This window comes from Bacillus cereus group sp. BceL291 (assembly GCF_051776705.1).
GTDB classification, from domain to species: domain Bacteria; phylum Bacillota; class Bacilli; order Bacillales; family Bacillaceae_G; genus Bacillus_A; species Bacillus_A cereus.
In genome coordinates this window covers 55,496-78,265 of sequence record NZ_JBPWAP010000021.1, presented here as the reverse complement: position 1 = coordinate 78,265, position 22,770 = coordinate 55,496, and the positions used below count along the sequence as shown (strand labels likewise).

Below are 22,770 nucleotides of genomic sequence, written 5' to 3'. Positions count from 1 at the left end.
AGTAATGTGAACTGTATTAATAGGTGAAATGAACAAAAGGAAGTGGGATATATGCGATACGAACTGGGTCTATATAATAAACCGTTTCAGTCAATTCAATCAGGAAAAAAAGTATATGAAGTACGCCTATACGATGAAAAACGTCAACTAATAAACAAAGGCGATGAAATCGTATTTACGAATCTTACGACAAAAGAAATGATGACGGTAAAAGTAACGGAGATAAAGCGATACGAGAGCTTTAAAGCCATGTATGAACAAATCGATAAAAAATTATTGGATTGTGAAAATGATAGTTTAGAGGAAATGTTAGAAAGTACATACAAAATATATACGAAAGAACAAGAAAAAGAGTGGGGAACAGTTGCGATTCGTATTGAGGTAATAAAATGATAAGAAATCGCGGAGCGGCTATCATTGTACAGGAAGGAAAAATCGCTCTTATAAAACGTATTCGAGAAGAGGAAACATATTATGTGTTTCCTGGCGGAGGGATTGAGGAAGATGAAACGCCTGAAGAGGCAACGAAAAGAGAGGTATACGAAGAATTAGGGGTACATATAAAAGTGGAGCACCTTATTGCAAAGGTAAAATATAAAGGAAATGAATATTATTATGCTGCCTATATTACAGGCGGAGTGTTCGGAAGTGGAACAGCTGAGGAATTTCAGTGGGAAGGTAGAGGAAGTTATATTCCGTTATGGCTACCGATAAATGAGTTGGAAAAAGTGAATATAAAACCTTATGAAGTGGTCGGAAATATATTTAATCATTATAAAATATAACGTCTGACAACATACAAAAAAAACCATTGACATAGGCTTCTGATTTAAGTATTGTATTCGAGTATGTTTATAATCAGGAGGTTTATATGAGCAATCAAACTACTACACATCATGTGAAAATGACAACAGCAGATCCATCTGGAATTGGTCTATTTGGATTAGCGATGGTAACACTTGTAGCATCATCTCAAAAGTTAGGCTTAACAGATGGCGTTTCACTTGTATTACCGTGGGCAATCTTTTTAGGAGGATTTGCACAAATCTTTGCTTGCATTCATGATGCAAAGCATAACAATACATTCGGTACAACAGCATTCGGTGCGTACGGTCTATTTTGGCTAGGTGTTGGAATGACTTGGTTAATTCAACTTGGAGTATTTGGCGAAAAATTAGCACAAGCTGCAGATTCAAAACAGCTTGGTGTAGCCTTTATCGGATATTTGATTTTCACAATCTTTATGACAATTGGTGCAATGGAAACACATAAAGTATTATTTATGATTTTCGTCCTTATTGATTTCTTATTTATCGGTCTTTCATTAAGTACTTTAGGTGTTATGCCGCATGCAATGCATAATTTAGCAGCATATTCTGAACTTCTTATTTCATTATTATCTTTCTATGGTTCAGCAGCAGCAGTGTTAAACACACACTTCGGAAAAGTTGTTTTACCAGTTGGAAAGCCGTTTGGTATTTTTAAAAAGTAATAAAAAAGCACAGATGATTGTATAGTCATCTGTGCTTTTTTATTTATTGAAAGCTATAGCAGTCGTCCTTGTTAATTCAGAAATTTTTTGAGAGCTCGCAGAATTACCGTCTATTGTTACATGAACTTGTTGCTTAGGGTTCGCTGTAACTACCCATGCGTTTGGTAAATAGCGTGATTTATGAGATAAGGTGGAAGGGATATTTAAAATATCTCCCATTGCATATAATGTTGCTGATGATCCACCGTCCATTGCCATCGCATTGACAGCACCTTTTTCATAAAGAATATCTTGACAATCTCTCAAGGAAGCACCAATGCTATGAGGTTGTCTACCATCAATGACGAAAAACATAATCGATCCATCTTTTTTCTGAGCCATAATGCTTCGAGGGCCATATCCCCAACCACCATCATTTGTAATCATTTTTTCTCCATTTACAATTAGCTGAGGCATAAATCCAGCAGCGGAAACAACATTTTTATTTAACAATTGGTTAGCAGAAAACTCTCCAGAAACCATTTGTCCATATTTTGTAATACCACTAGTGAGGGTAGGGGTATTAATATCTTTCGGCGTGTTTATAACTTTACCGTTTTCAATAACAATACCGATTCCGGTTTTACCACCACCATGCCCGGTTTCATCCCAAAAACCACTGGCATTGACAGCGGCAACTGCATGGTTTCGCTTTGCCATTACGTATATTTTTTCTCCGACGTCTTTACCTTCTGAACCTTGCTGGGTAACAAGTTTTACGTTGAATGGATTACTAATTGTCATTAATTTCCCTTCGAAAAAATGATCATTATATTTTTTCTTTATTGTTTCAATAGAAACATCTAGTGGTAAATCTTTTCGTCTTTCTAACTCTTTTTTTGAAAGTTTAGAAGTTAAAAATTCACTATTTTTCCATTTTGGATTTGTGATGGATTGAGAAATATCATTTAATTCTTCATCAGACAATAACGTGAATTTTGCATATTGTGGATGCTGAGAAGTTAAAATACTCTCGGCTGCGATAACACGTAAATTATGACCGTATGAAGTACCGAATAAAATAATAGCAGCTCCTATTAGTAAGAATATTGTTAAAAGGGAGGTTGCTTTTAAAAATCTAATAAAATACTTTCTCATCATAAGGACTCCTCTTTCTGTAAAGTGAACAATTGATTAGAGATTGAGCATGATACAAAAACATTTTTTATTTGAAATAAGTAATGTGAAATGATGATAATACAATAATGTTTGAAGATAGATTTGGCAATAGTTGAATATGAATGTAGATATTTAAAATGAAATATAAATAGTCAGATGTGAAATGTAAATAAAAGTAGAAAAAAATCAATTGAAATTGATTCTCATTATTAATATAATGAGAATGAGAATCATTTATTGTTAGAGGGGGATGCCAAAGTGGCAAAAATTTTAATAGCTTATGCAAGTATGTCAGGAAATACAGAGAGTATTGCTGATTTAATTAAAGTTAGTTTAGATGCTTTTGATCATGAAGTAGTATTGCAAGAAATGGAAGGCATGGATGCTGAAGAATTATTAGCTTATGATGGAATCATTTTAGGATCTTATACGTGGGGCGATGGTGAATTACCATTTGAAGCGGAAGATTTTCATGATGACTTAGAAAATATAGATTTAGCTGGGAAAAAGGTAGCGGTGTTCGGATCGGGTGATACAGCGTATGAACTGTTTTGTGAAGCGGTAACGATATTTGAAGAACGTCTTGTAGAGCGCGGTGCAGAGCTTGTACAAGAAGGGCTAAAAATTGAATTAGCTCCAGAAGATGAAGAGGATGTTGAAAAATGCAGTAATTTTGCAATTGTATTTGCTGAGAAGTTCTAAGAATGGGAGTGTCAACGTGGAGACAATGTTAAGTGTAACTGCTATTACAAAGTTAAGAGATGGAAAACTGTTGTTAGCTACTACATATAATGGCTTATTTGTTGAACAAGACGGAGAATGGAAACGAATTTTAAATGGTTTTCAAAAACGAATTAGGGATTTACATAGCGAAGATAATGTAGTTTATGGTGTAGGTGACGAAGGGATTTTTATTCGTAGTATGAATGGTGGAGAGAACTGGACAATTCAGCGTTTTCCAACAAAAGCAACGAGTTGGAATGTATGTAGCAATGTACAAGGAAATGTTGTTGCTCATGGAGAAAAAACGCTGTATCTTTCTAATAATTTCGGTTCGACATGGGAAACTATTCATCCGTTTCTTGAGTATGGCAGTGCGGCACCGTCTATTCGATCGTTATTTTTATATAAACATTACTTATTTATTGGTACGAAAATACATGCTAAATATGGTGGTGTTTGGCTCTTTGATTTGAAGACACGTAAATTAAAGAGGATTAAAATTGCGATGAATCAAATGATCTCCGCGTTGACTTTACACAATTCTTATTTAGTAGCGGCAAGTGGATCGTGCAAGGGAGTTAGCGGGAATATTTCTTATTGTAAAATAGATGAAAGTATTGCAAGTGAAAAAATATATTGGCACACATGTCAAAGTGAGCAGAAAGCAAGTAGTTATTTAGACTTAAGTGTAGATCAACATGTTTTATATACAACTTCAACGCAAAATAAGGCGGGTATTAGTAGTGTGTGCCGTGTGCTTCTTGAAGAAGGTATTGTTACAGTATGTGATTCAGTTAAAGGGCACGGATGGCGCATTGTTAATCAAAAAGAGGGTTATGTAGTAGCCGGATCAGGTGAATTAAAAGCAATGCAGTGGGAACAAAAAATAATTTAAGAAAAAACTTTACTTTTATTATATTGATATGATATAGTATGTTTAAACCATTTTACTTTTAATAATATAGAGATTTAAATGAGCTGTAACTTCCGAGGAGGATAGCAATGTTAAATCTCCTCAGGGGTTGCAGTTTTTTAATATCTGGCTTATTATTGTAAGGTGGTTGAAAATGAATATGTACATATAGGTACATTGTAGGAGGATTTTTTTCATGCAAAACGGTAAAGTAAAATGGTTTAACTCAGAAAAAGGTTTCGGTTTCATCGAAGTTGAAGGCGGAGAAGACGTATTCGTTCATTTCTCAGCTATCCAAGGCGAAGGCTTCAAAACTTTAGAAGAAGGTCAAGAAGTTACTTTCGAAGTAGAACAAGGTAACCGTGGACCTCAAGCTACTAACGTAAACAAGAAGTAATTTTTGAAAAAAGAAGGGCTCGCCCTTCTTTTTTTTTGCACTTTTATAGATGTCCTCCTACTTACATATCATAACAAGACTGAATTTTCATTTATTTATTCGGAGTATTTTTGTATAAAGTACATGAATAAATAAATACTGAAAATAAAGTGTTTGTGTGAAAAGCAATTTAGAAAGAGGTAAATAAATTGAAAAACGCTACACATTTCATTGTGTTTGATATTGAAAGGAATTTCAGACCGTATAAATCAGAAGATCCATCAGAAATAGTTGATATCGGAGCTGTAAAAATAGAAATAGGTACAATGAAGATAATTGAAGAATTTTCGGAGTTAGTAAAACCAAGTGCACGATTAACTCGTCATACAACAAAATTAACCGGTATTACGAAAAAAGATTTAATGGGTGTAGAAAAATTCCCTCAAATTATAGAGAAATTTATTCAGTTCATCGGCGAAGGTTCTATATTTGTTTCATGGGGAAAAGAAGATTATCGCTTTCTATCTCATGATTGTACATTATATGGTGTTGAATGCCCAAGTGTAGAAAAAGAAAATAGAATTGATTTGCAAAAATTTGTTTTCCAAGCATATGAGGAATTGTTTGAACATACGCCAAGTTTACAATTTGCGGTAGAACAGCTCGCTTTAACGTGGGAAGGAAAACAGCACCGTGCTTTAGCAGATGCTGAAAATACAGCAAATATACTTCTTAAAGTGTATAGCGAGAGAGATATTAATAAGCGATACAAAAGACATGGTGAACTTGAACTTGTAAAAAACGGAAAACTAACAGAAAAAGCGAAAAAAAAGATGCGAAAATGGGTGTTTAAAGAACGAAAGAAAAATACAGAACGCCCTTTTGAATGGAGTACATTTGAAAGTGGTGACACGTGGGAAAGTATAACGGAAAGATATTATATAAGTGAAAATACAGTAGAACTCCTGAAAAAACATTTTCGTACAGCAGTGAGAAAAGCGGAACGACAGATTAGGTATTTGGCTGAGATGGAGGAGAATACAGAGGTTAAATGAATTGCTCCTCCATCTCTAACTACATACATGTAATAACAGCGTATTGATATTAAATAGGCATCAACTTGTTGTTGTGATTGTACATTATAATTGCTTTGGGAGTGTTAAGACGTAATAAGAGTTTTAAACTGTATTAATAAAATAAAAATATATATAAAGAAAAGAGTGTAGTTTAATGGAAACAATCTTTAACATTTTAACTGTTTTAGTTTTTGGGATAATATTTACCACACAATTAGCATTAACTACACTTTCTTTCATAGTAAAGAAGAATTGGAAAAAACTTAATATCTCTTTAAGTTGTGGTGTATTAAAGTTTAAAATAGAAGAGTAAGATTGAGTTTTGTACAAGGGAGGTATGATAGTGGTAGACTTGGATATTAAAGATGTCACAGTAAAGATGGAATTAAACGGTGTCTTTTGGAATGAGGATCGGATTGCTGAAATGAAGGTGACTACAAAAGAAGAGCATTCTGTTATTCTTCGTCTAGTAGTTGATTTAGAAAGTAAAACTATTAGGGCGACGAGTGCGGAAATAGTGAATGGATTCTGCCCTCTGTGCAAACAGAAAAGGGACGAATGTAGTGAACTTAATGACTTGCAAAACAAAATGGAAATTTTAGAAGAAGCCTACGATTGGGTGAGAGAACATCCGGAATATCGTTTTCAATTATCTTTTTACGAGTACAATAAATTTGAGGTAGTAAAGTGAAATTTGCATTTTAACAACTTATAGAAGGACTTGGTCAACTAGAAATATTGAAGTAGATATTTCTAATGGAAATAAGCCTGTATAACAAGGAAGGGATATATTTGATTCTGCAACAAATGTCATCTTGCATCAAAAAAATTTAAAAATAAACATGTTTTATTATAAAGCAGAAAAATCGATTCTTAGTAGAATCGGTTTTTAATATAAATAAAAGAGCGCTTATTAAAAGCGCCCAGTAACAACAGTTATATGGAAGTATTTATCCCGTAAAAGCCCGATTGGTGAGGGCTAATAATTAGTGGGGGATGAACAAAACCCCACAGATTAAAGTTTCACTTTATTCAATACCGCTCGGATCAAACGAATACTGCTGCTTATTCTCAATCCGCTCAATCACATCTTGCAGCTCATCTGGCTTCAGAAACTCAATAGGAGAGAAGCCTTTTTCAAATGTAAGTGTGTCTGCTTCAATCATAAGTACATATCGATCATTTACCTTCGCAATATGTATTTGATCCCCAAAATCCGCAAGCAACGCCTTCACAGAGATATGATCGGCTTTTAGTTTTAATTCCACTTCAGGAGCATGCTCGACGATTTGAGCGGTTGCTTCCATTACTTCTTCAGTTGAAAATTGTTCCATAATTTCGCGTTTCGGACTGGCAGCCCATACTTCCATCGCTTGGTCGAATTGTTCGCGTTCTTCCGTACCTTCTTCAAATACATCTTCAATTTGGTCGTATACCATGTCCATTACTTGTGTTTTCATAATTTCAGGCATAGAGCGTTCATATTCGACGAATTTTAAGAAGTCTTCAAAGTAGCGGGCATGTGATGCTTGATGTATTTTTAGTTCGCCTACTTCAACCATTCCTTCTTCAGGCATGTACGGATATTGGATAGATTTCATATTCTTTGTTGTGATGGCCATTTCAACGTTACGAATCAGTGTTGATTCATCAGAAATAGAAGCAACCTTTGGTTCAAAGTCGCATTTCATTACGAATACGAATGGATCATCAAAGTATTTGCGTAGTTTTGCCTGAGCAATTAAAAATACACCACCACGTACAGCGCTTGTGTCAAGATATGTATAAACGAGAGGTTCGCTCATATCTTTAAAGTTTTCTTTTGTTTCTGCAAAGCGAATACGATTAAAAAGGTTGTAATGAGGGTTTGAATCAAGTTCGTGCCCTTCTTCTACAATAAAGCGACCAATTTTTGTTGGGGCTTGTTCTGTTTTTGCATGACGTTCTACTTTTCGCTTCGATATTTTTAATAACTCACCATTCAAAAATTCTTTTAAGGAACTATCTTCATATTCTTCAGCGTCTAAAGTTTGAAAATGTTTGTAGCGTTTATCAACTGCTTCACCTTTTCCTTCTACTTGTACAACATAAAAGGAAAGATAATTTATTTCAAAATCCATATTTATCACCTTGTTTCATTTCATTAACTCTTATCAGTATAGAGATGGAAAAAACTTTCGTCAATTTATATAAGGAAGGGGAAGCCCCTTCCTTTATATAATCTTTATTTTCTCGATTAAAATCCGTCTTCTAATGCTGCGAATGGAATGTTTAGTCTGTTTTCTACTGTGCGTAAACGTTGGTTTAAGCGGTTTAGTCTACGTGTATGGCGCTCAACTGTATTTTCTAGTTGACGAACTCTTTGTTCAAGCTCATTTACGCGTCTTTCTAATTGACGATTTCCAGTGCCAGGAAAAGAGATTGGAAGTTGGAATTGTCTATTTTGGTCATATGGATTCGTGTGCTCTGCTTGATCTATATAAGATTGATATTGTGTTTGTAAGTCATACTGTGGTTGTTGGTACGCATATTGATTATATGGATCATATGGATTGTAGGGATACATAATAACATCCTCCATTTCTTTAAAATAGGTTGAATTCACCATAATGTATGTGCAAAAGCGGAGCGGTGGCACGGCAAATACCTATTTATGTTGACGGGATTTCTCTTTATCCCGCTATTTGCTGGGCAATAAGACCCCCACTGGTTACAGTTTCACTTTATAAAAAATAGCTTGAGGGTTTTTGATTTGTATTTCTTTTGTGTAATGGTATATACTGGATAAAAGGGAGAGTTTACATAAAAGTTACAATTCTATCAAACTCAAACTTTTATGTAAATATGTATAGACATTTATAAAAGAAAAGAGTAATTTATATAGAGTGAAAAATAACTTGTAACATTTTATAAACATATTGTAAAATGATTGTAACAAAACATACATAAAAATGAAATAAATACATAATAGTGATGTTGGGGAAAGGGAGAGAGTATATTGTTCCGTAAAGTAAAGGGTATATTAGTTGGGGTGTTATGTGTAGCTATAATGAGTGGCTGTGGTGCAAAAGTAAGTGATGTTGCATTGGTAAGTGATATTGGTGGGCACACTGTAGAGGCTAAAGCAGAAGTACAGGATACTATTAGTTTAGTTGATGGTCGAACTGGTACTGAAGTGAAAAAATTAGATTTATCTAGTTTAGGCTATTTTGAAGATGAAGCGAAATTTAAAAAGTCTGTCACAAAGGTTGTTGGTGAGATTGGAAAAAGCGTCGACAAAAAAATGGTTCCTTCACGTATAGCACCTGATGGAAGTTGGCAAGAAGGAAAACCTTCTTATGAATTAATGGAAAAAGAATTAGTAGATAAATTGTTAAATGTTGGTATGTGGGATGCTACGTATCAGTTGCCGATCGTGGAGAAAAAACCAGTCGCAACATTAAGTGATGCGCAAGGAAATGGTGCGGTAATTGGTAGATATGAAACGAACTTAGGTGGTTCAACAGGTGGCCGTATTGAGAATATTCGTTTGTCAGCAGCGAGCATAAATGGAGTTGTGTTAGCAAAAGGAGACCGTTTCTCTTTTAATTCATTAATCGGTGATACAACACCAGATAAAGGATATCAATTAGGGAAAGAAATAGTTGATGGTAAATTAGTAGATGGATATGGCGGTGGTGTTTGTCAAACATCTTCAACTTTATACAATGCAGCAGATCAAGCTGGCCTGAAAATGGTGGAGAGAACTACACATTCTAAAACGGTAGGTTATGTTCCACAAGGAAGAGATGCTACAATTGCATATCCATATTTAGATTTAGTATTTGAAAATACGAATGATGCACCTGTGAAGCTTTATATGGGCATTCAGGATGGAAAGCTAGTTGCTGAAGTACATAAAATGAGATAAGAGTTATAAAGCCACCTTTTCTGAAATTTAGAAAAGGTGGCTTTTTTATTATGAAAATAAAAATGTATATAAATTCTGACTTTTCTTATTTACATAGGATGATTTTAGTTGTATCCTTCATAGTAACGGTTATATGTAATGGAAAAATATAGGGATAAGGAGATGGAGTTATTCATGGTACAAATTCATCCGAAAACACGTATTGGTCATGTTGAATTTAAAGTGAAAGACTTAGAGCGTCAAATTGCTTTTTATGAGAATGTTGTAGGATTAGAGGTAATTAAGCAAGAGGGGAATAAAGCATATTTATCTGGAAAAGGTGGAAAGAACGCGTTACTTGTTCTTGAAAAGCTAGAGGACGGGGTACTGCAAGAACCGCGTACGACTGGTATATATCATGTAGCCTTTTTAGTTCCGACTCGTGAAGCTTTTGCTTCTGCGCTATTTGGGGTTCTTCGTAATAAGAATGTAATTGACAGCCCGGATGAGCAAGAAGGGCGTTATACATATTCAAATGAAATTTTACCAATTTCAAGGTTTAATAGTGCAAGTGATCATACATATAGCGAAGCTTTTTATTTGCAAGATTTAGAGGGGAATGGTATTGAAATTTATGCAGACCGTCCGCGTGATCAATGGGGAGAAGGGTCAGGAGGAAGTACACCACTTGATTTAAAAGAATTGGCGACACTCGTTGATTATGAGTTTGATGGTTTGCCTGCTAATACTGTCGTTGGGCACGTACATTTACGAATAGCTGATGTAGAGAAATCACATGAATTTTATGTGGAAACAGTAGGTTTTGAAGTACAACAGCGTGAAGAGGATTGCTTATTTATTTCAGCAGGGGGATATCATCACCATATTGGTGCAAATACGTGGAACGGAGTAAACAATCCACACCCACCAGTATATGCAACTGGACTAAAGGTATATGCTATTGTACTACCGCATAAAGAAGCGTTAGACGAAGTGAAAGAAAGATTAATAGAAAAACAACATGAAATAAATGAAACTACAAATGGGTTTGTGGTGGTAGATCCAAGTGGTATTACAGTGCAGTTTGAAATAGAAGCAGTGTAAAATAAGCGAGAAAGTGTATAATCACTTTCTCGCTTATTTGTAATTATTCATAGCTCAATCCAATATCTTCTTACTATATTCCCATCTTCCTCAGTGAAATCATCATCACGAATCCCGCCGTTATGCAAAATCGTTTTTTCAGAAGCGGTATTCACAGCGTCGCAAACGACAAGTACTTTCGTGATGTCTAACTCCTTCGTTTTTTCTAATGATAATGCTAGTAACTTCGTAGCATAACCTTTTCTTCTTTCAGAAGGGCGAATGCCATAACCAATGTGACCGCCAGCGTTAAATAAATGTTTGGTTAAACTATGACGTATATTAACAGCTCCCACAATTTTATTTTCATCTGTAACAAGCCAATATGTAGAGTCTGGTACCCAAGTTTCAGGGATATTTATTCCGTTATGCGCATCGAGAAGTTCTTGAACCATAGCTGGGAAGTTGGCAGGATTTTTTGAGATAACCCACGGGATCATTGTTTCACCGCCATCTTTCCATTCGTTATAGAAATCTAAGTATTCTTCTTGTAAATCAGTAGTAGGTGTGAGTAATGAGACGTTCATTGTTAGTAAGCTCCTTTATTTATATAGTTTTTATAAAAAATTACGATACAAAGTGAAAGCGTTTTCTATAATTTCTCAACCTAATTTCATGTAATCCATCTTTGTTTTTTTAGAAAATTAGTGGAGGTTTAAAATTAGAAGTTATTTATTTTATGTTAATATTTAAAATATTAACATAAAACGGTCGGAGTATTAAGTATATTTTAGCGGTATCCCTACATGTAAATAAAAGGATGTTTGTGATAATTTTTGTTTTATCTATCTATAATGAATGAAGGGGGGAAGTGCCCGTGAGTGTAGATTTTGATTTTATTATACGAATCGGTGTTGCTGGCTTGTTAGGAGCAATGATTGGTATTGAAAGAGAAATTCGATCGAAAGAAGCTGGATTAAAGACTCATTTCCTCGTAGCGGTAGGAAGTGCGTTAATAATGGTTGTTTCGAAATATGCCTTTTCAGATATTGTGTTTGAAGAGCATATATCTCTAGACCCAAGTCGTATTGCAGCACAAGTCGTTAGTGGAGTTGGTTTTTTAGGTGCAGGCACAATTATTATTCAAAAGCAGGCGGTGAAAGGATTAACGACTGCGGCTGGTTTATGGGCTACTGCCGGCATAGGATTAGCAATTGGAGCGGGAATGTATGTAGTAGGCATTGGAGCGACGATTCTCGTTTTAATTGGTTTAGAAATTGTAAGTCGTATTTTTAAGGTGCAATTTTTATTTCCACAAAATATAACAGTGCAAATGTTTGTAAATAAACATGAAGCGGTACAACAAATATTAGAAACACTACAAGTGAAAGGCATCCCAATACTCTCATATGAGGTGGAAGCTTCACAGCAAGGTACAGAAACTGTTTATAAGGTAGGGATGCAACTGAAAAATATATCGTCAGAAGAAAAGAATGAGTTTATTCAGCATATGCAAACATTACCGGAAGTTACATTTATAAAGTTAAAATCATAGTGTTGAAAACGAGGATAGATGTAGCAGGAATTTTGCTATTATCTATCTTTTTTTGATATAAAATGCACGGAAAGTCAAGCGTTAATTTTATATGGAATGGATACATGTGTGAACGTTACCTTATTTTTTCTCAATACAGGACAAAAAGTAAAAATAGTAAAATAATGGAGCGGGACACTAAAAATGTAAGGTAGGGGAGAGCATGAAAGGCTATTCAAAGAAAATGTTAGTAGGGGTAAGTTTTGCTAGTTTAATGTTAGGGAGTTTTCAAGGGGTAAGTTTGGCAGAAGATACTAAGGGAGAGCAAGTTTCTTATCGAAATGTGCTCAAAATGGAGCCAGTCGGTGTACAACTACCAGTACAAGAATTAGCTCATTCATCGAAAGTGCTCGAAAGCAAGTCTTTTGAGAAAAGGTTACAATTTGCCGATTTATCACAAAGACCACCTGAGGTGAAAAAAGAAAGTAAGCAATTAGCTGTAGCGAAAACTTATACAATTGCCGAATTAAATCAATTAAGCAATCAGCAGTTAGTAGATTTACTTGTAACAATTGATTGGGAGCAAATTACGGGGCTATTTCAGTTTAATACAGACAGTCTAGCATTCTATCAAAATGATAGTAGGATGCAGACGATTATTGATAAATTGAAGCAGCAAGGACAAGCCTATACGAAGGATGATTCAAAAGGGATTGAGACATTAGTAGAGGTATTACGTTCAGGATTTTATTTAGGATTTTATAATTCGGAACTTAGTAAATTAAATGAACGGAGTTATCATGATAAATGCTTACCTGCATTAAAAGCGATGGCTAACAATTCAAATTTTAAGCTGGGTACATTAGAGCAAAATAGAGTGGTATCATCATACGGAAAGTTAATAGGAAACGCTTCGAGCGATGTGGAAACGATAACATCGGCTGCAAAGATTTTTAAACAATATAATGATAATTTTTCTACATTAGTAGATAATCTTTCAGCTGGAAATGCTATTTACGATATTATGCAAGGTGTTGATTACGACATTCAATCGTATTTGTACGATACGAGGAAAGCACCGAAAGATACAGTATGGTATCAGAAAATAGATAGTTATATTAATGAATTAAGTCGTTTTGCATTAATGGGAACGATTACAGAAAAAAACGGTTGGCTTATTAATAATGGCATTTATTATACAGGTAGACTCGGTATGTTCCATAGTACAGGAACGAAAGGGTTACAAGTTGTAACAGATGCGATGAAAATGTATCCGTATTTAGGGGAGCAATATTTCGTAGCTGCTGAGCAAATTGCAACGAATTATGGCGGAAAAGATGCAAATGGTAAAGTAGTGAATTTAGATCAAATAAGAGAAGATGGAAAGAAAAAATATTTGCCAAAAACGTATACGTTTGATGATGGGGCAATTGTTTTAAAAGCTGGAGATAAAGTGACAGAAGAAAAAGTAAAACGTTTATATTGGGCGGCAAAAGAAGTAAAGGCACAATTCCATCGTACGGTTGAAAGTGATCAACCTTTAGAAAAAGGAAATCCTGATGATGTATTAACGATGGTTATTTATAATAGCCCAGCAGAATATCAATTTAATCGTCAATTGTACGGTTATGAAACGAATAACGGTGGTCTTTATATAGAAGGAACAGGTACGTTCTTTACTTATGAGCGTACGCCAGAAGAAAGTATTTATAGTTTAGAAGAATTATTCAGACACGAGTTCACGCATTATTTACAAGGTAGATATGAAGTACCAGGGTTATGGGGACAAGGGAAAATATATGAAAATGAAAGATTATCTTGGTTTGAAGAAGGAAATGCTGAGTTTTTTGCAGGGGCAACGAGAACGGATAATGTTGTACCGAGAAAGAGTATTATAGGAGGATTATCTTCAAATCCAGCAGAGCGTTATACGGCAGAGCGAACGTTAAATGCAAAGTATGGAACGTGGGATTTCTATAATTATTCCTTTGCTTTACAATCGTATATGTACAATAAGAGATATGATATGTTCGATAAAATACATGATCTTATTAGGAAAAATGATGTAACAGCATATGATGCATATCGCTCTACATTAAGTAAAGATGCGAATTTAAATAAAGAATATCAGGACTATATGCAAATGCTAGTTGATAATCGTGAGAAATATAATGTGCCATTAGTATCAGACGATTATTTAGCGAATCATGCATCGAAGCCAGTTTCAGATATTGCAGCAGAAATAACAGCGGAAGCAAAATTGAAAAATGTATCAGTGAAGAAAAATAAATCACAGTTCTTTAATACATTCACACTACAAGGAACATATACAGGAACTGCAGCAAAAGGAGAATATGAAGATTGGAAAACAATTACACAAAACGTTAATGATACGTTAAAACGTTTAAGTGCAAAGGAATGGACAGGCTATAAAACAGTAACAGCATACTTTGTAAAATATCGCGTGAATACATCAGGACAATTTGAATATGATGTTGTGTTCCACGGTATTAATACAGAAGAAGGTGCAAAGAATAAAGCACCAGTTGCAGTTATAAACGGTCCGTATAGCGGAAATGTAAATGAAGCAATTTTATTTACAAGCGACGGATCAAAAGATGAAGACGGGAAAATTACTTCGTATAAATGGGAGTTTGGTGATGGAGCAGTAAGTAATGAGCAAAATCCAACTCACGTATATACAAAAGAAGGAACGTATACGACGAAATTAACGGTAACAGACGATAAAGGAGCAACTAATACTGCTACAGCGACTGTAACTGTTCAAAAGAAAGAAGATAACAGTGTAGAAAAAGAACCGAATAACTCATTCCAAACAGCAAACCAATTGCAGTTAAATCAAGTTTTACGTGCTAGTTTAGGAAATGGCGATACAAGTGATTTCTTTGAATTTAATGTGGAGACTGCTAAAAACCTTCAAATTAACGTAACGAATGAAAATAATATTGGAATGAACTGGGTACTTTATTCTGAAGCAGATTTAAATAATTATGTTACGTATGCTCAGCAACAAGGGAATAAACTAGTAGGTAGTTACTATACGTATCCAGGGAAGTATTATTTACATGTGTATCAGTATGGCGGGGGGACAGGGAATTATACGGTGGAAGTGAAGTAGTAAAAGGGGAGTTATCTTGTTCAATGAATGGAAAAAGGTCTGTACTTTAATGAAAAAACAACTGCAGGCAATGTCTCTAATGATAATAACAAATTAAGTGTCACGAGATGTTATATTTATATTAAACCAATCTAATCAGTAAATAAGATAAAATAGATGAACTAGTATTTCATCACGATGTAAGAAAAGTTATAAATATTAAGTGTTTTTAACTGAATTAAACTAAAGGATCAGAGTGTATCTGTAACAATAGATAGGCTCTGATCCTTATTATATTTAATTAACGCATATGAATTTAAGATAATTAATAAGTAAGCTAGCTAGCGGGATTCTTAAAATTCATTTATGTAATTAACTAAACAGAAAATTGTTATCACATTAGCAAGGGATACTAATAGAAAAGCGTGTCCCTTTACCTAATTCACTCTCTATTTCTATATCTCCGTTTAATTCTCTAATAATACTATAAGCAATCATAGTACCAAGCCCAGTTCCTTTTTCTGTTGTTGAATAGAATGGCAAAGCAATTCGTTTTATTTGTTGAGATGACATCCCAATTCCTGAATCAATAATATCAATTATGATATTTCCTTTTACTTTTTGTATATTTATTTGTAATAATCCACCATTTTTCATAGCCTCAATTCCGTTTTGGATGATGTTGTTTAGACAGAGTTTGAATTTTTCGGGGTCCCCATTTATATAAAAGGAATCTGTACTATTTTGTTTGATTTCAACTTTGTATGATAGAGCGAGTGGTGAAATAGTATCTTTCACCTGATTTAAAATGTGATTAATATCTATTTTTTCTTTTAGGGTATTCTGTGGTTTGGTTAAAGATAAATAGTTATTAATAGTAGATTGTATTTGCTGCATTTCAATTAACATGATTTCTAAGTATTGATCCTGAGATAGCTTAGAGGCATGTTTTTCATTTAATAATTGAGTGAATCCATGTACCGTGGTTAGTGGATTGTGGATTTCGTGTGCAATTGACGCTGCTAGTTCGCTAGCTATATAAAATTTTTCAGCCCGTTGCAGTTTTTCTTTCATTTTATATTTCTCAATCATTTCCTCTATAAAATAAACTGATAATAATACTGTGAAAATATTAATGACTATATAATTTAATAAAAATTCTATGAGAGTAGAGTCTATTTTACCTCCTGTATTTATTTGAGTTACAATACCGCAAATAGAAAGGGAAGCTGTACATACTAAAATAAGAAGTAAGCTTAATAATATCTTTTTTTCTTTAAAATACATAGGTAATAAGTAACGAAAGAGCATTGTTATAACAGAAATGATAGTAAAGATAATAAATGATGGAAGAACGCCATTTCCGCCTAAGTAAAACCGGTAAGAAAGATATAAAATTCCTATAAAAACAATGTTTTTTGTATTTCCATATAGAAAAACTAATATTATAGGAATAAAACGTAAATCATAAATAAATCCCACATGTAAATGAAAAGGAAAAGTCATACAAAAAATAATAGCAATGGAGGAAAGGATAGAAAATAACATATTATTACATGTTATTTTTTCTTTAAACTCTAGCCAAAATACGTGATAGCTAAGGATACAAATTATTATAATAAAGGTATTTAATAAAAGAGTAGAAATTCCCATAGTTTTGCATCTCCGATAGTTTGTAAGTAGAATTATGTATGAGTTGGACATAGATGTTTAGTATTAGTAGACTTTTTATCTAAAAAAGGAAGGGTACTTGAAAAGTGCTGTAATATTACTCGTATTAAAATTGATAAGGAAAATAGAAAAAAATAATAGATAAAAAATCTATTTAAATTTATGTACATATGAAATCATAAACTAACTTTTGTATAGGTGAAATTTGGATTGAGTTACTGATAAAATAAGTCTTTTTAAGTATGAATATTCTGTGAAAAAGATATGCGTGGTGACTCCTGTTTTGTAGCCTTCGTTATATTAACATGGAATATATCAAATTACAAAGTGAAATTTTAGAAAAATTTTATTAGTACATTTTATCTGAAATAGAAATGCTATTTATTTGAGTATTTTGGTACTTACTCGTATAAAACTTTGTTAGAAAAAGACTTTAAAATTTACATGTTTTTTATGAAGTGTAATATTGTAGCTTTATCTATGGGGCTTTCTCAATAACTATTAAGGCGAAAAGTTAAAATATATAGGTTTATAGATATGAATTATTACATAAAAACGCACTTAAAAAAGGATGTATGATGGTAATAGAATACAAACATCAAGGGGGAACTTAAAATGAAGTTAAATAAACTAGTGCTTAGTTGTGGAGTAGTTTCAGCATTAACACTTGGTGTGTTAGGGAATAATACTTATGCTGAAGAAGTACACAAAACGAATGATCCAATTCATGTAGTTGAACATGTTTCTGCAGACTTATTATTAACCCAAACAATGAATTATAGTGGCGAGGCTGTAACTTCTTTCGTATATGATGGGAGTACTGACTTAAGCTTCTCTATGAAAAATAATGGTCAAAATACAATGGGATATAGTGTAAAAGGTCCAAATACAGAGCTAATTGTTGGTGGTTATATAAAACCTGGAGAACAACAAATTAATGTTACAAATGTACGGAATGCTTTATCTCCATTACCGAATGGAACATATAAAATTTACGTTTCAAATGATGATGGTTCTAAGGGGCAATTCCAAGTTTCAGTAAGATCTGTGAATTAAATTTAAAACGCTTTGTTTTTAAGTTAATTTAATCTTTGCTTATTGGAAAGAAGCTAAAATGAATTGAGAATTACCGATAAAAATGAAAACGAGCACCTTATCTAATTGTGAGAGGGTGTTCGTTTTTTGCTATTAAACAGAAAATAATTATAAATATATTTTGATATCCCCATTGCTAACCTACTAGATTGTGTCAACGAGAGAATGTCTACTATAAAAGATATTAAAATAAAGATGATGTAACATTCCGCTAAATTATATGGGGAAATAGAAAAACCACCCTTATATGAGTGGTTTTTAGTAATTATTTTTAGGTTATACATTTAAAATTAGGCTAAGTTATAGAAATAATAAACATTTAATCTGTTGTTATTATTTTGGTTCTGGATAATGATTGTAGTATGAGATTCTAATAAATTCTTGGTAGACATTTGTTAATTTGGCATCTCTAAGAGCATCGTTGAATTTTTGCATACGTACACTCCCTTGAGCGTAGCCTCCACCTGGAGTATAAGGGTTTCTAGCTTCAAAGTCATCCAAAAATACTTTTAATTTTTTATAGTCTTGAGATTGATAGAAAGCCACAGCCTCTTCAGGAGTGACATCAAAGTAAGAGGATGACGTTGAGTTATAAGAAGCTGCTTGAGCAGTAGGTGCCTCTAGCATAGTTGCAGCTCCACCGAACATAGTAAGCGCCATAGAAGATACAATAATTTTTTTAAACATAATAAAACCTCCATGTAGAATATTAGATTAATAGTAATCCTGTAATCATTATAGTTACAATGAAAATGATTATCAAATGCAATATTGCATAATATATCCCGTTATTTTTGGGCAGTAAGACTCCCGCCCAAAAATTCAATGAAAGCAAAGAAGTTAGGTGGGAATCGGGCGGATTAAAGTTTCACTTTATTATTTGAACGAGAAGTCACCTTTATATTTAAATGGAGGAGTGTAATAGATTAAAAGAGGTGTATAAATTACTCAGGTTAACAAGAAAATGAAAAGGCTATTTTTAATAGGGGAAAGCTTAATAACTGGAGTAAAGGAATTGCTATTTATATATTTAACATACATATTTGTCTTTTAAATTGTAGGCGTGTTTTAGAATTTGTATATAGTAAATTCGTTAAAAAACTTGATAAATAATAAAATGTGTAAATTTTTTGACTATTTTATTAAAATTATTTAATATTTGTAATTTATTGTTTTATAATGATAATTGGGTCGATCGTGAATATTTTAGATATTGCGATATATACTCGGATTAATTTATTTTAGGGAGGTTACAAAATTGGGTAAGAGAGTCATTATAAGAGTTTTTACATTATTATCAGTACTGGCATTATTCCTTAATGTATTTTTACCTAGGGCTAGTGCAGAGGTTATGACGCATGAGAAATATTCAATGGACTGGAGTTATAGTAATAGTCTAGGTAAGTACATTCGCACTGAAATGATTAAAAATTCAAGTGGTCAAATTGCTTATTGCTTAACCCTTGGATTAAAATCACCAAATGGTGAAGATCTTCCTGAAATGGGGAAAACAGATAATGTAGTATATAGAGTCTTATTAAATGGTTTCCCGCAAAAAAGTGCTGAACAGCTGGGAGTAGCTAATAAAAATGAAGCGCATTATGCAACGCAACTTGCGGTTTGGAATGCATTAGGTCAACTCGATGTAAATGAATTAAAACATGAGAATAAAAATGTTGAAAAAGCAGCTAAGGCTATTATTAGTAATGCTAACAATAGTGAAGAGACTCAAGATGTTTTTATGAATGTGATTCCTGCTGAAAAGCAAAAAGCAGAATTAAAGGGTGAATTCTTCGAAACAAATCTATATTCAGTACAAACAAATGCTAAGAGTGGTTCTTATAAGGTAGTAGCGAAAAATGCACCTAATGGAGTTAGAATTGTTAGTGAAAATGGAGAAGTGAAAGATCAGCTTTCAGTTGGAGAAAAATTTCGTATCCAAATTCCTAAGAATACAAAAACGGGTGAATTTAATTTAAGTGTTGCTGCTAATTTAACTAAAGTTCAAGCAATTGCTTATCGTGGTACGGATACTGTTCAGAATGCTACAGTACTATTAGAGAGAAATGAAGAAAAGCTTAGTAGTGATCTTGCAGTAAATTGGGAAGCAGCTGGTTCTTTAAAAATTAAAAAGGTTGGAGAAAATGGAGAAGTTTTAGCTGGTGCAGTATTTGAGGTCTTTAATGCAAATAATGAATCAGTCGGAAAAATCACGACTGGTGCTGATGGTATGGCAGAATTAAACAACTTACCAATTGGTACTTACACATTAAAAGAAATTAAAGCACCAACAGGCTATGTTTCAGATGATAAACCACAAACTATTGAAGTTAAGACAGGGGAAACAGGAGCTGTCCAAATAGTAAATAACAAAGTAAAAGGTAACATCGAAATTAAAAAGCTTAGTGATTCAGGAAAGATTTTACCAAATGTTGAATTCACAGTCTTCACTGAAGATGGAAAAGAAGTGAAAAAAGTAGTAACAAAAGAAAATGGAATTGCAAACGTTGAAGATCTTACGTATGGTAAATATTATTTCTTAGAGACAAAAACACCTAATGGATATATTGGAAATAAAACAAAGTATCCTTTTGAAATTAAAGAGCACAATAAAACACTTACTTTTACAGTGGAAAATACCGAAGTGAAAGGTAGTGTAAAATTACTAAAAGTAGATAATGAAGATATTAGTAAAAAATTAGAAGGTGCAGCATTCGAGCTAAAAGATGCAAGTGGAAAAGTAGTTGGGGAATATAAGACAGATAAAAATGGTGAGATTAACGTCAAAGATTTAGCGTATGGTAAATATTCATTTGTAGAAAAGGCTTCTCCAAATGGTTACGTTCTTGTTAAAGAACCGATTACGTTCGAAATAAAGGAACATGGAAAGATTATTGAGTTATTGGCAGTTAATCATCTTATCAAAGGTGATCTAGAAATTACAAAGGTAGATGTAGCTGATGGAAATAACAAGCTTCCAAATGCAGAATTTACAATTTATAACGAAGCAGGAAAAGAAGTAGTAAAAGGTAAAACAGATGATAAAGGTATCGCTAAATTTGAAAAGCTACCATTTGGAAAATACACATATAAAGAAACTGTTGCACCAAACGGTTATATCTTAAATGAAGAGACGTTTTCTTTTGAAATTAAAGAGAATGGTCAAATCATTAAACACGTTGTCAAAGATGAGAAGATTCCTTCAATAAAAACAACAGCTACTGATAAAACAGATGGTACAAAAGAAATGCACACGTCTAAGTCTGTAACAATCCAAGATAAAGTGGAATTCAAAGACCTACAAGTAGGTAAAGAGTACACTTTAAAAGGTAAATTAATGGATAAAAAGACTAATAAACCATTCGTTGTAAATGGTAAAGAAGTAACAGCTGAAACGAAGTTTACACCAAAAGAAGCAAATGGTTCTATTACATTAGACTTCACATTTGATGCAACTGGTTTAGAAGAAAAAGAAGTAGTAGTATTTGAAGAGTTACTGAAAGACGGAAAAGTTGTTACGACACATGCTGATATCAATGATAAAGATCAAACAGTTAAGTTCGTTAAGCCATCAGTAAAAACGACAGCAACAAACAAAGCTGATGGTGGAAAAGAGATTCATTCAAAGGATTCTATCACAATCCAGGATAAAGTGGAGTACACTAACTTAGTTGTTGGTAAAGAGTACACTGTAAAAGGTAAACTAATGAACAAAGCTATTAACAAACCATTACTAATTGATGGTAAAGAAGTAACAGCTGAGACTAAATTTACTGCAAAAGAAAAGAACGGTTTTGTAACATTAGACTTTACTTTTGTTGGTGCTGAACAGCAAGGAAGAGAAGTAGTTGTGTTCGAAGACTTATTACATGAAGGGCAAGTAATTGCAACTCACGCTGATATTAACGATGTAGGTCAAACAGTTCGATTTGTAGAGCCTTCTATTAAAACGACAGCTACAAATAAAGCTGATGGTTCTAAAGAGTTAGACGCTTCTAAAACTGTAACAATCCAAGATAAAGTGGAATACAAAGACTTAATCGTGGGTAAAGAGTACGTAGTAAAAGGTAAACTAGTGGATAAAGCAACAAACAAGCCATTATTAGTTGATGGTAAAGAAGTAACAGTAGAATCTAAGTTTACTGCTAAAGAGAAGAATGGTTCTATCACATTAGACTTCACTTTCAATGCTTCTGCATTACAAGGTAAAGAAGTAGTAGTATTTGAAGAACTGTATCAAGATAATATATTAGTAGCTATTCACGCTGAAATTGAAGATAAGGGACAAACAGTGAAATTTAAAGAGGGAAAACCGGAGCAACCAAAACCAGAACAGCCGAATTCAGGTAAAAATACGCCAACACCAGAGCAACCTAACGAGCAAGTAAAAGAACAACCACAACTTAAGAAAGAAATTCAATCTAAAATTGGATGGTTACCGCAAACAGGTACTAATCTTACAAGTTGGATTTCTATGGCTGCAGGAGCATTACTGTTAATTGTTGGTGGAGTGATTTTCTTAAAACGTAAAAATGCATAGAAATTAAAAAATAAGCACATCTGTTTTTATAACAAGATGTGCTTATTTTTATCATTTTAGCCAAGAAGACTCCTATATTTAAGCGTGAATGGCATTTAAAAT

At 33.4% G+C, this 22,770-nt stretch carries 20 protein-coding genes; 14 read left to right on the top strand and 6 right to left on the bottom strand.

Annotation, left to right across the window (positions count from 1 at the left end):
* The first annotated feature begins 51 nt into the window (after positions 1–51).
* From ACS2CR_RS15500 to ACS2CR_RS15490, 3 genes are all read left to right on the top strand, one after another.
* The gene (locus ACS2CR_RS15500) at positions 52–393 is read left to right on the top strand and encodes an ASCH domain-containing protein (RefSeq protein ID WP_016111403.1); all 342 of its coding nucleotides are present in this window, start codon (positions 52–54) and stop codon (positions 391–393) included.
* Positions 390–785 carry an NUDIX hydrolase gene (locus ACS2CR_RS15495; protein WP_016111404.1) on the top strand — a complete coding sequence of 132 codons (396 nt, stop codon included), beginning with the start codon at positions 390–392 and terminating at the stop codon, positions 783–785. The genes ACS2CR_RS15500 and ACS2CR_RS15495 overlap by 4 nt, the downstream gene beginning before the upstream one ends.
* An 86-nt stretch (positions 786–871) precedes the next feature.
* On the top strand, positions 872–1,492 hold the full coding sequence (locus ACS2CR_RS15490) for an acetate uptake transporter (RefSeq protein WP_000070938.1): 621 nt from the start codon (positions 872–874) through the stop codon (positions 1,490–1,492).
* 39 nt (positions 1,493–1,531) lie between these two features.
* Here the strand turns inward: ACS2CR_RS15490 and ACS2CR_RS15485 are convergent, their stop codons facing one another.
* On the bottom strand, positions 1,532–2,629 hold the full coding sequence (locus ACS2CR_RS15485; RefSeq protein ID WP_001233794.1) for a phosphodiester glycosidase family protein: 1,098 nt from the start codon (positions 2,627–2,629) through the stop codon (positions 1,532–1,534).
* Between the two features lie 279 nt (positions 2,630–2,908).
* Here ACS2CR_RS15485 and ACS2CR_RS15480 point away from each other — a divergent pair, with 279 nt between their 5' ends.
* From ACS2CR_RS15480 to ACS2CR_RS15460, 5 genes are all read left to right on the top strand, one after another.
* Positions 2,909–3,352: a flavodoxin gene (locus ACS2CR_RS15480; protein ID WP_001062753.1), complete on the top strand. Its 444-nt coding sequence runs from the start codon at positions 2,909–2,911 to the stop codon at positions 3,350–3,352.
* A 16-nt stretch (positions 3,353–3,368) separates the two neighbouring features.
* On the top strand, positions 3,369–4,268 hold the full coding sequence (locus ACS2CR_RS15475; RefSeq protein ID WP_000449526.1) for a WD40/YVTN/BNR-like repeat-containing protein: 900 nt from the start codon (positions 3,369–3,371) through the stop codon (positions 4,266–4,268).
* Between the two features lie 214 nt (positions 4,269–4,482).
* A complete protein-coding gene (cspB, locus tag ACS2CR_RS15470) occupies positions 4,483–4,683 on the top strand; it encodes a cold shock-like protein CspB (protein WP_001179150.1) in 201 nt (66 codons plus the stop codon).
* A 188-nt stretch (positions 4,684–4,871) separates the two neighbouring features.
* Positions 4,872–5,717: an exonuclease gene (locus ACS2CR_RS15465; protein ID WP_153602446.1), complete on the top strand. Its 846-nt coding sequence runs from the start codon at positions 4,872–4,874 to the stop codon at positions 5,715–5,717.
* A 364-nt stretch (positions 5,718–6,081) separates the two neighbouring features.
* Positions 6,082–6,429: a hypothetical protein gene (locus ACS2CR_RS15460; RefSeq protein WP_000227983.1), complete on the top strand. Its 348-nt coding sequence runs from the start codon at positions 6,082–6,084 to the stop codon at positions 6,427–6,429.
* Between the two features lie 337 nt (positions 6,430–6,766).
* Here ACS2CR_RS15460 and ACS2CR_RS15455 read toward each other — a convergent pair whose 3' ends face one another.
* Together ACS2CR_RS15455 and ACS2CR_RS15450 are read right to left on the bottom strand one after the other, a co-directional pair.
* Positions 6,767–7,858 carry a DUF3900 domain-containing protein gene (locus ACS2CR_RS15455; RefSeq protein ID WP_000345046.1) on the bottom strand — a complete coding sequence of 364 codons (1,092 nt, stop codon included), beginning with the start codon at positions 7,856–7,858 and terminating at the stop codon, positions 6,767–6,769.
* A 116-nt stretch (positions 7,859–7,974) separates the two neighbouring features.
* Positions 7,975–8,304: a hypothetical protein gene (locus ACS2CR_RS15450; RefSeq protein WP_000283715.1), complete on the bottom strand. Its 330-nt coding sequence runs from the start codon at positions 8,302–8,304 to the stop codon at positions 7,975–7,977.
* Positions 8,305–8,736: 432 nt separating this feature from the next.
* On the opposite strand from ACS2CR_RS15450, the gene ACS2CR_RS15445 reads away from it, so the two are divergent.
* Positions 8,737–9,648: a VanW family protein gene (locus tag ACS2CR_RS15445; RefSeq protein WP_053513926.1), complete on the top strand. Its 912-nt coding sequence runs from the start codon at positions 8,737–8,739 to the stop codon at positions 9,646–9,648.
* Positions 9,649–9,822: 174 nt separating this feature from the next.
* Positions 9,823–10,731, top strand: a complete 909-nt coding sequence (locus ACS2CR_RS15440; RefSeq protein ID WP_000249877.1) for a VOC family protein — start codon at positions 9,823–9,825, stop codon at positions 10,729–10,731.
* A gap of 47 nt (positions 10,732–10,778) precedes the next feature.
* Here the strand turns inward: ACS2CR_RS15440 and ACS2CR_RS15435 are convergent, their stop codons facing one another.
* Positions 10,779–11,297 carry a GNAT family N-acetyltransferase gene (locus tag ACS2CR_RS15435; protein WP_153602447.1) on the bottom strand — a complete coding sequence of 173 codons (519 nt, stop codon included), beginning with the start codon at positions 11,295–11,297 and terminating at the stop codon, positions 10,779–10,781.
* A 290-nt stretch (positions 11,298–11,587) separates the two neighbouring features.
* Between ACS2CR_RS15435 and ACS2CR_RS15430 the strand changes: the two genes are divergently transcribed.
* Both ACS2CR_RS15430 and colA read left to right on the top strand, forming a co-directional pair.
* A complete protein-coding gene (locus ACS2CR_RS15430) occupies positions 11,588–12,265 on the top strand; it encodes an MgtC/SapB family protein (protein ID WP_000109717.1) in 678 nt (225 codons plus the stop codon).
* A 202-nt stretch (positions 12,266–12,467) separates the two neighbouring features.
* Entirely contained in the window at positions 12,468–15,383 is a 2,916-nt protein-coding gene (colA, locus tag ACS2CR_RS15425) for a collagenase ColA (RefSeq protein ID WP_153602448.1), read from the top strand.
* Positions 15,384–15,761: 378 nt separating this feature from the next.
* Here the strand turns inward: colA and ACS2CR_RS15420 are convergent, their stop codons facing one another.
* Positions 15,762–17,015 carry a sensor histidine kinase gene (locus ACS2CR_RS15420; protein WP_000513017.1) on the bottom strand — a complete coding sequence of 418 codons (1,254 nt, stop codon included), beginning with the start codon at positions 17,013–17,015 and terminating at the stop codon, positions 15,762–15,764.
* A gap of 633 nt (positions 17,016–17,648) precedes the next feature.
* On the opposite strand from ACS2CR_RS15420, the gene ACS2CR_RS15415 reads away from it, so the two are divergent.
* A complete protein-coding gene (locus tag ACS2CR_RS15415) occupies positions 17,649–18,089 on the top strand; it encodes a hypothetical protein (protein ID WP_000773526.1) in 441 nt (146 codons plus the stop codon).
* A 372-nt stretch (positions 18,090–18,461) separates the two neighbouring features.
* Here the strand turns inward: ACS2CR_RS15415 and ACS2CR_RS15410 are convergent, their stop codons facing one another.
* A complete protein-coding gene (locus ACS2CR_RS15410) occupies positions 18,462–18,815 on the bottom strand; it encodes a hypothetical protein (RefSeq protein WP_000473483.1) in 354 nt (117 codons plus the stop codon).
* Between the two features lie 571 nt (positions 18,816–19,386).
* On the opposite strand from ACS2CR_RS15410, the gene ACS2CR_RS15405 reads away from it, so the two are divergent.
* The gene (locus ACS2CR_RS15405; protein ID WP_084064059.1) at positions 19,387–22,668 is read left to right on the top strand and encodes a VaFE repeat-containing surface-anchored protein; all 3,282 of its coding nucleotides are present in this window, start codon (positions 19,387–19,389) and stop codon (positions 22,666–22,668) included.
* Positions 22,669–22,770: the final 102 nt, after the last annotated feature.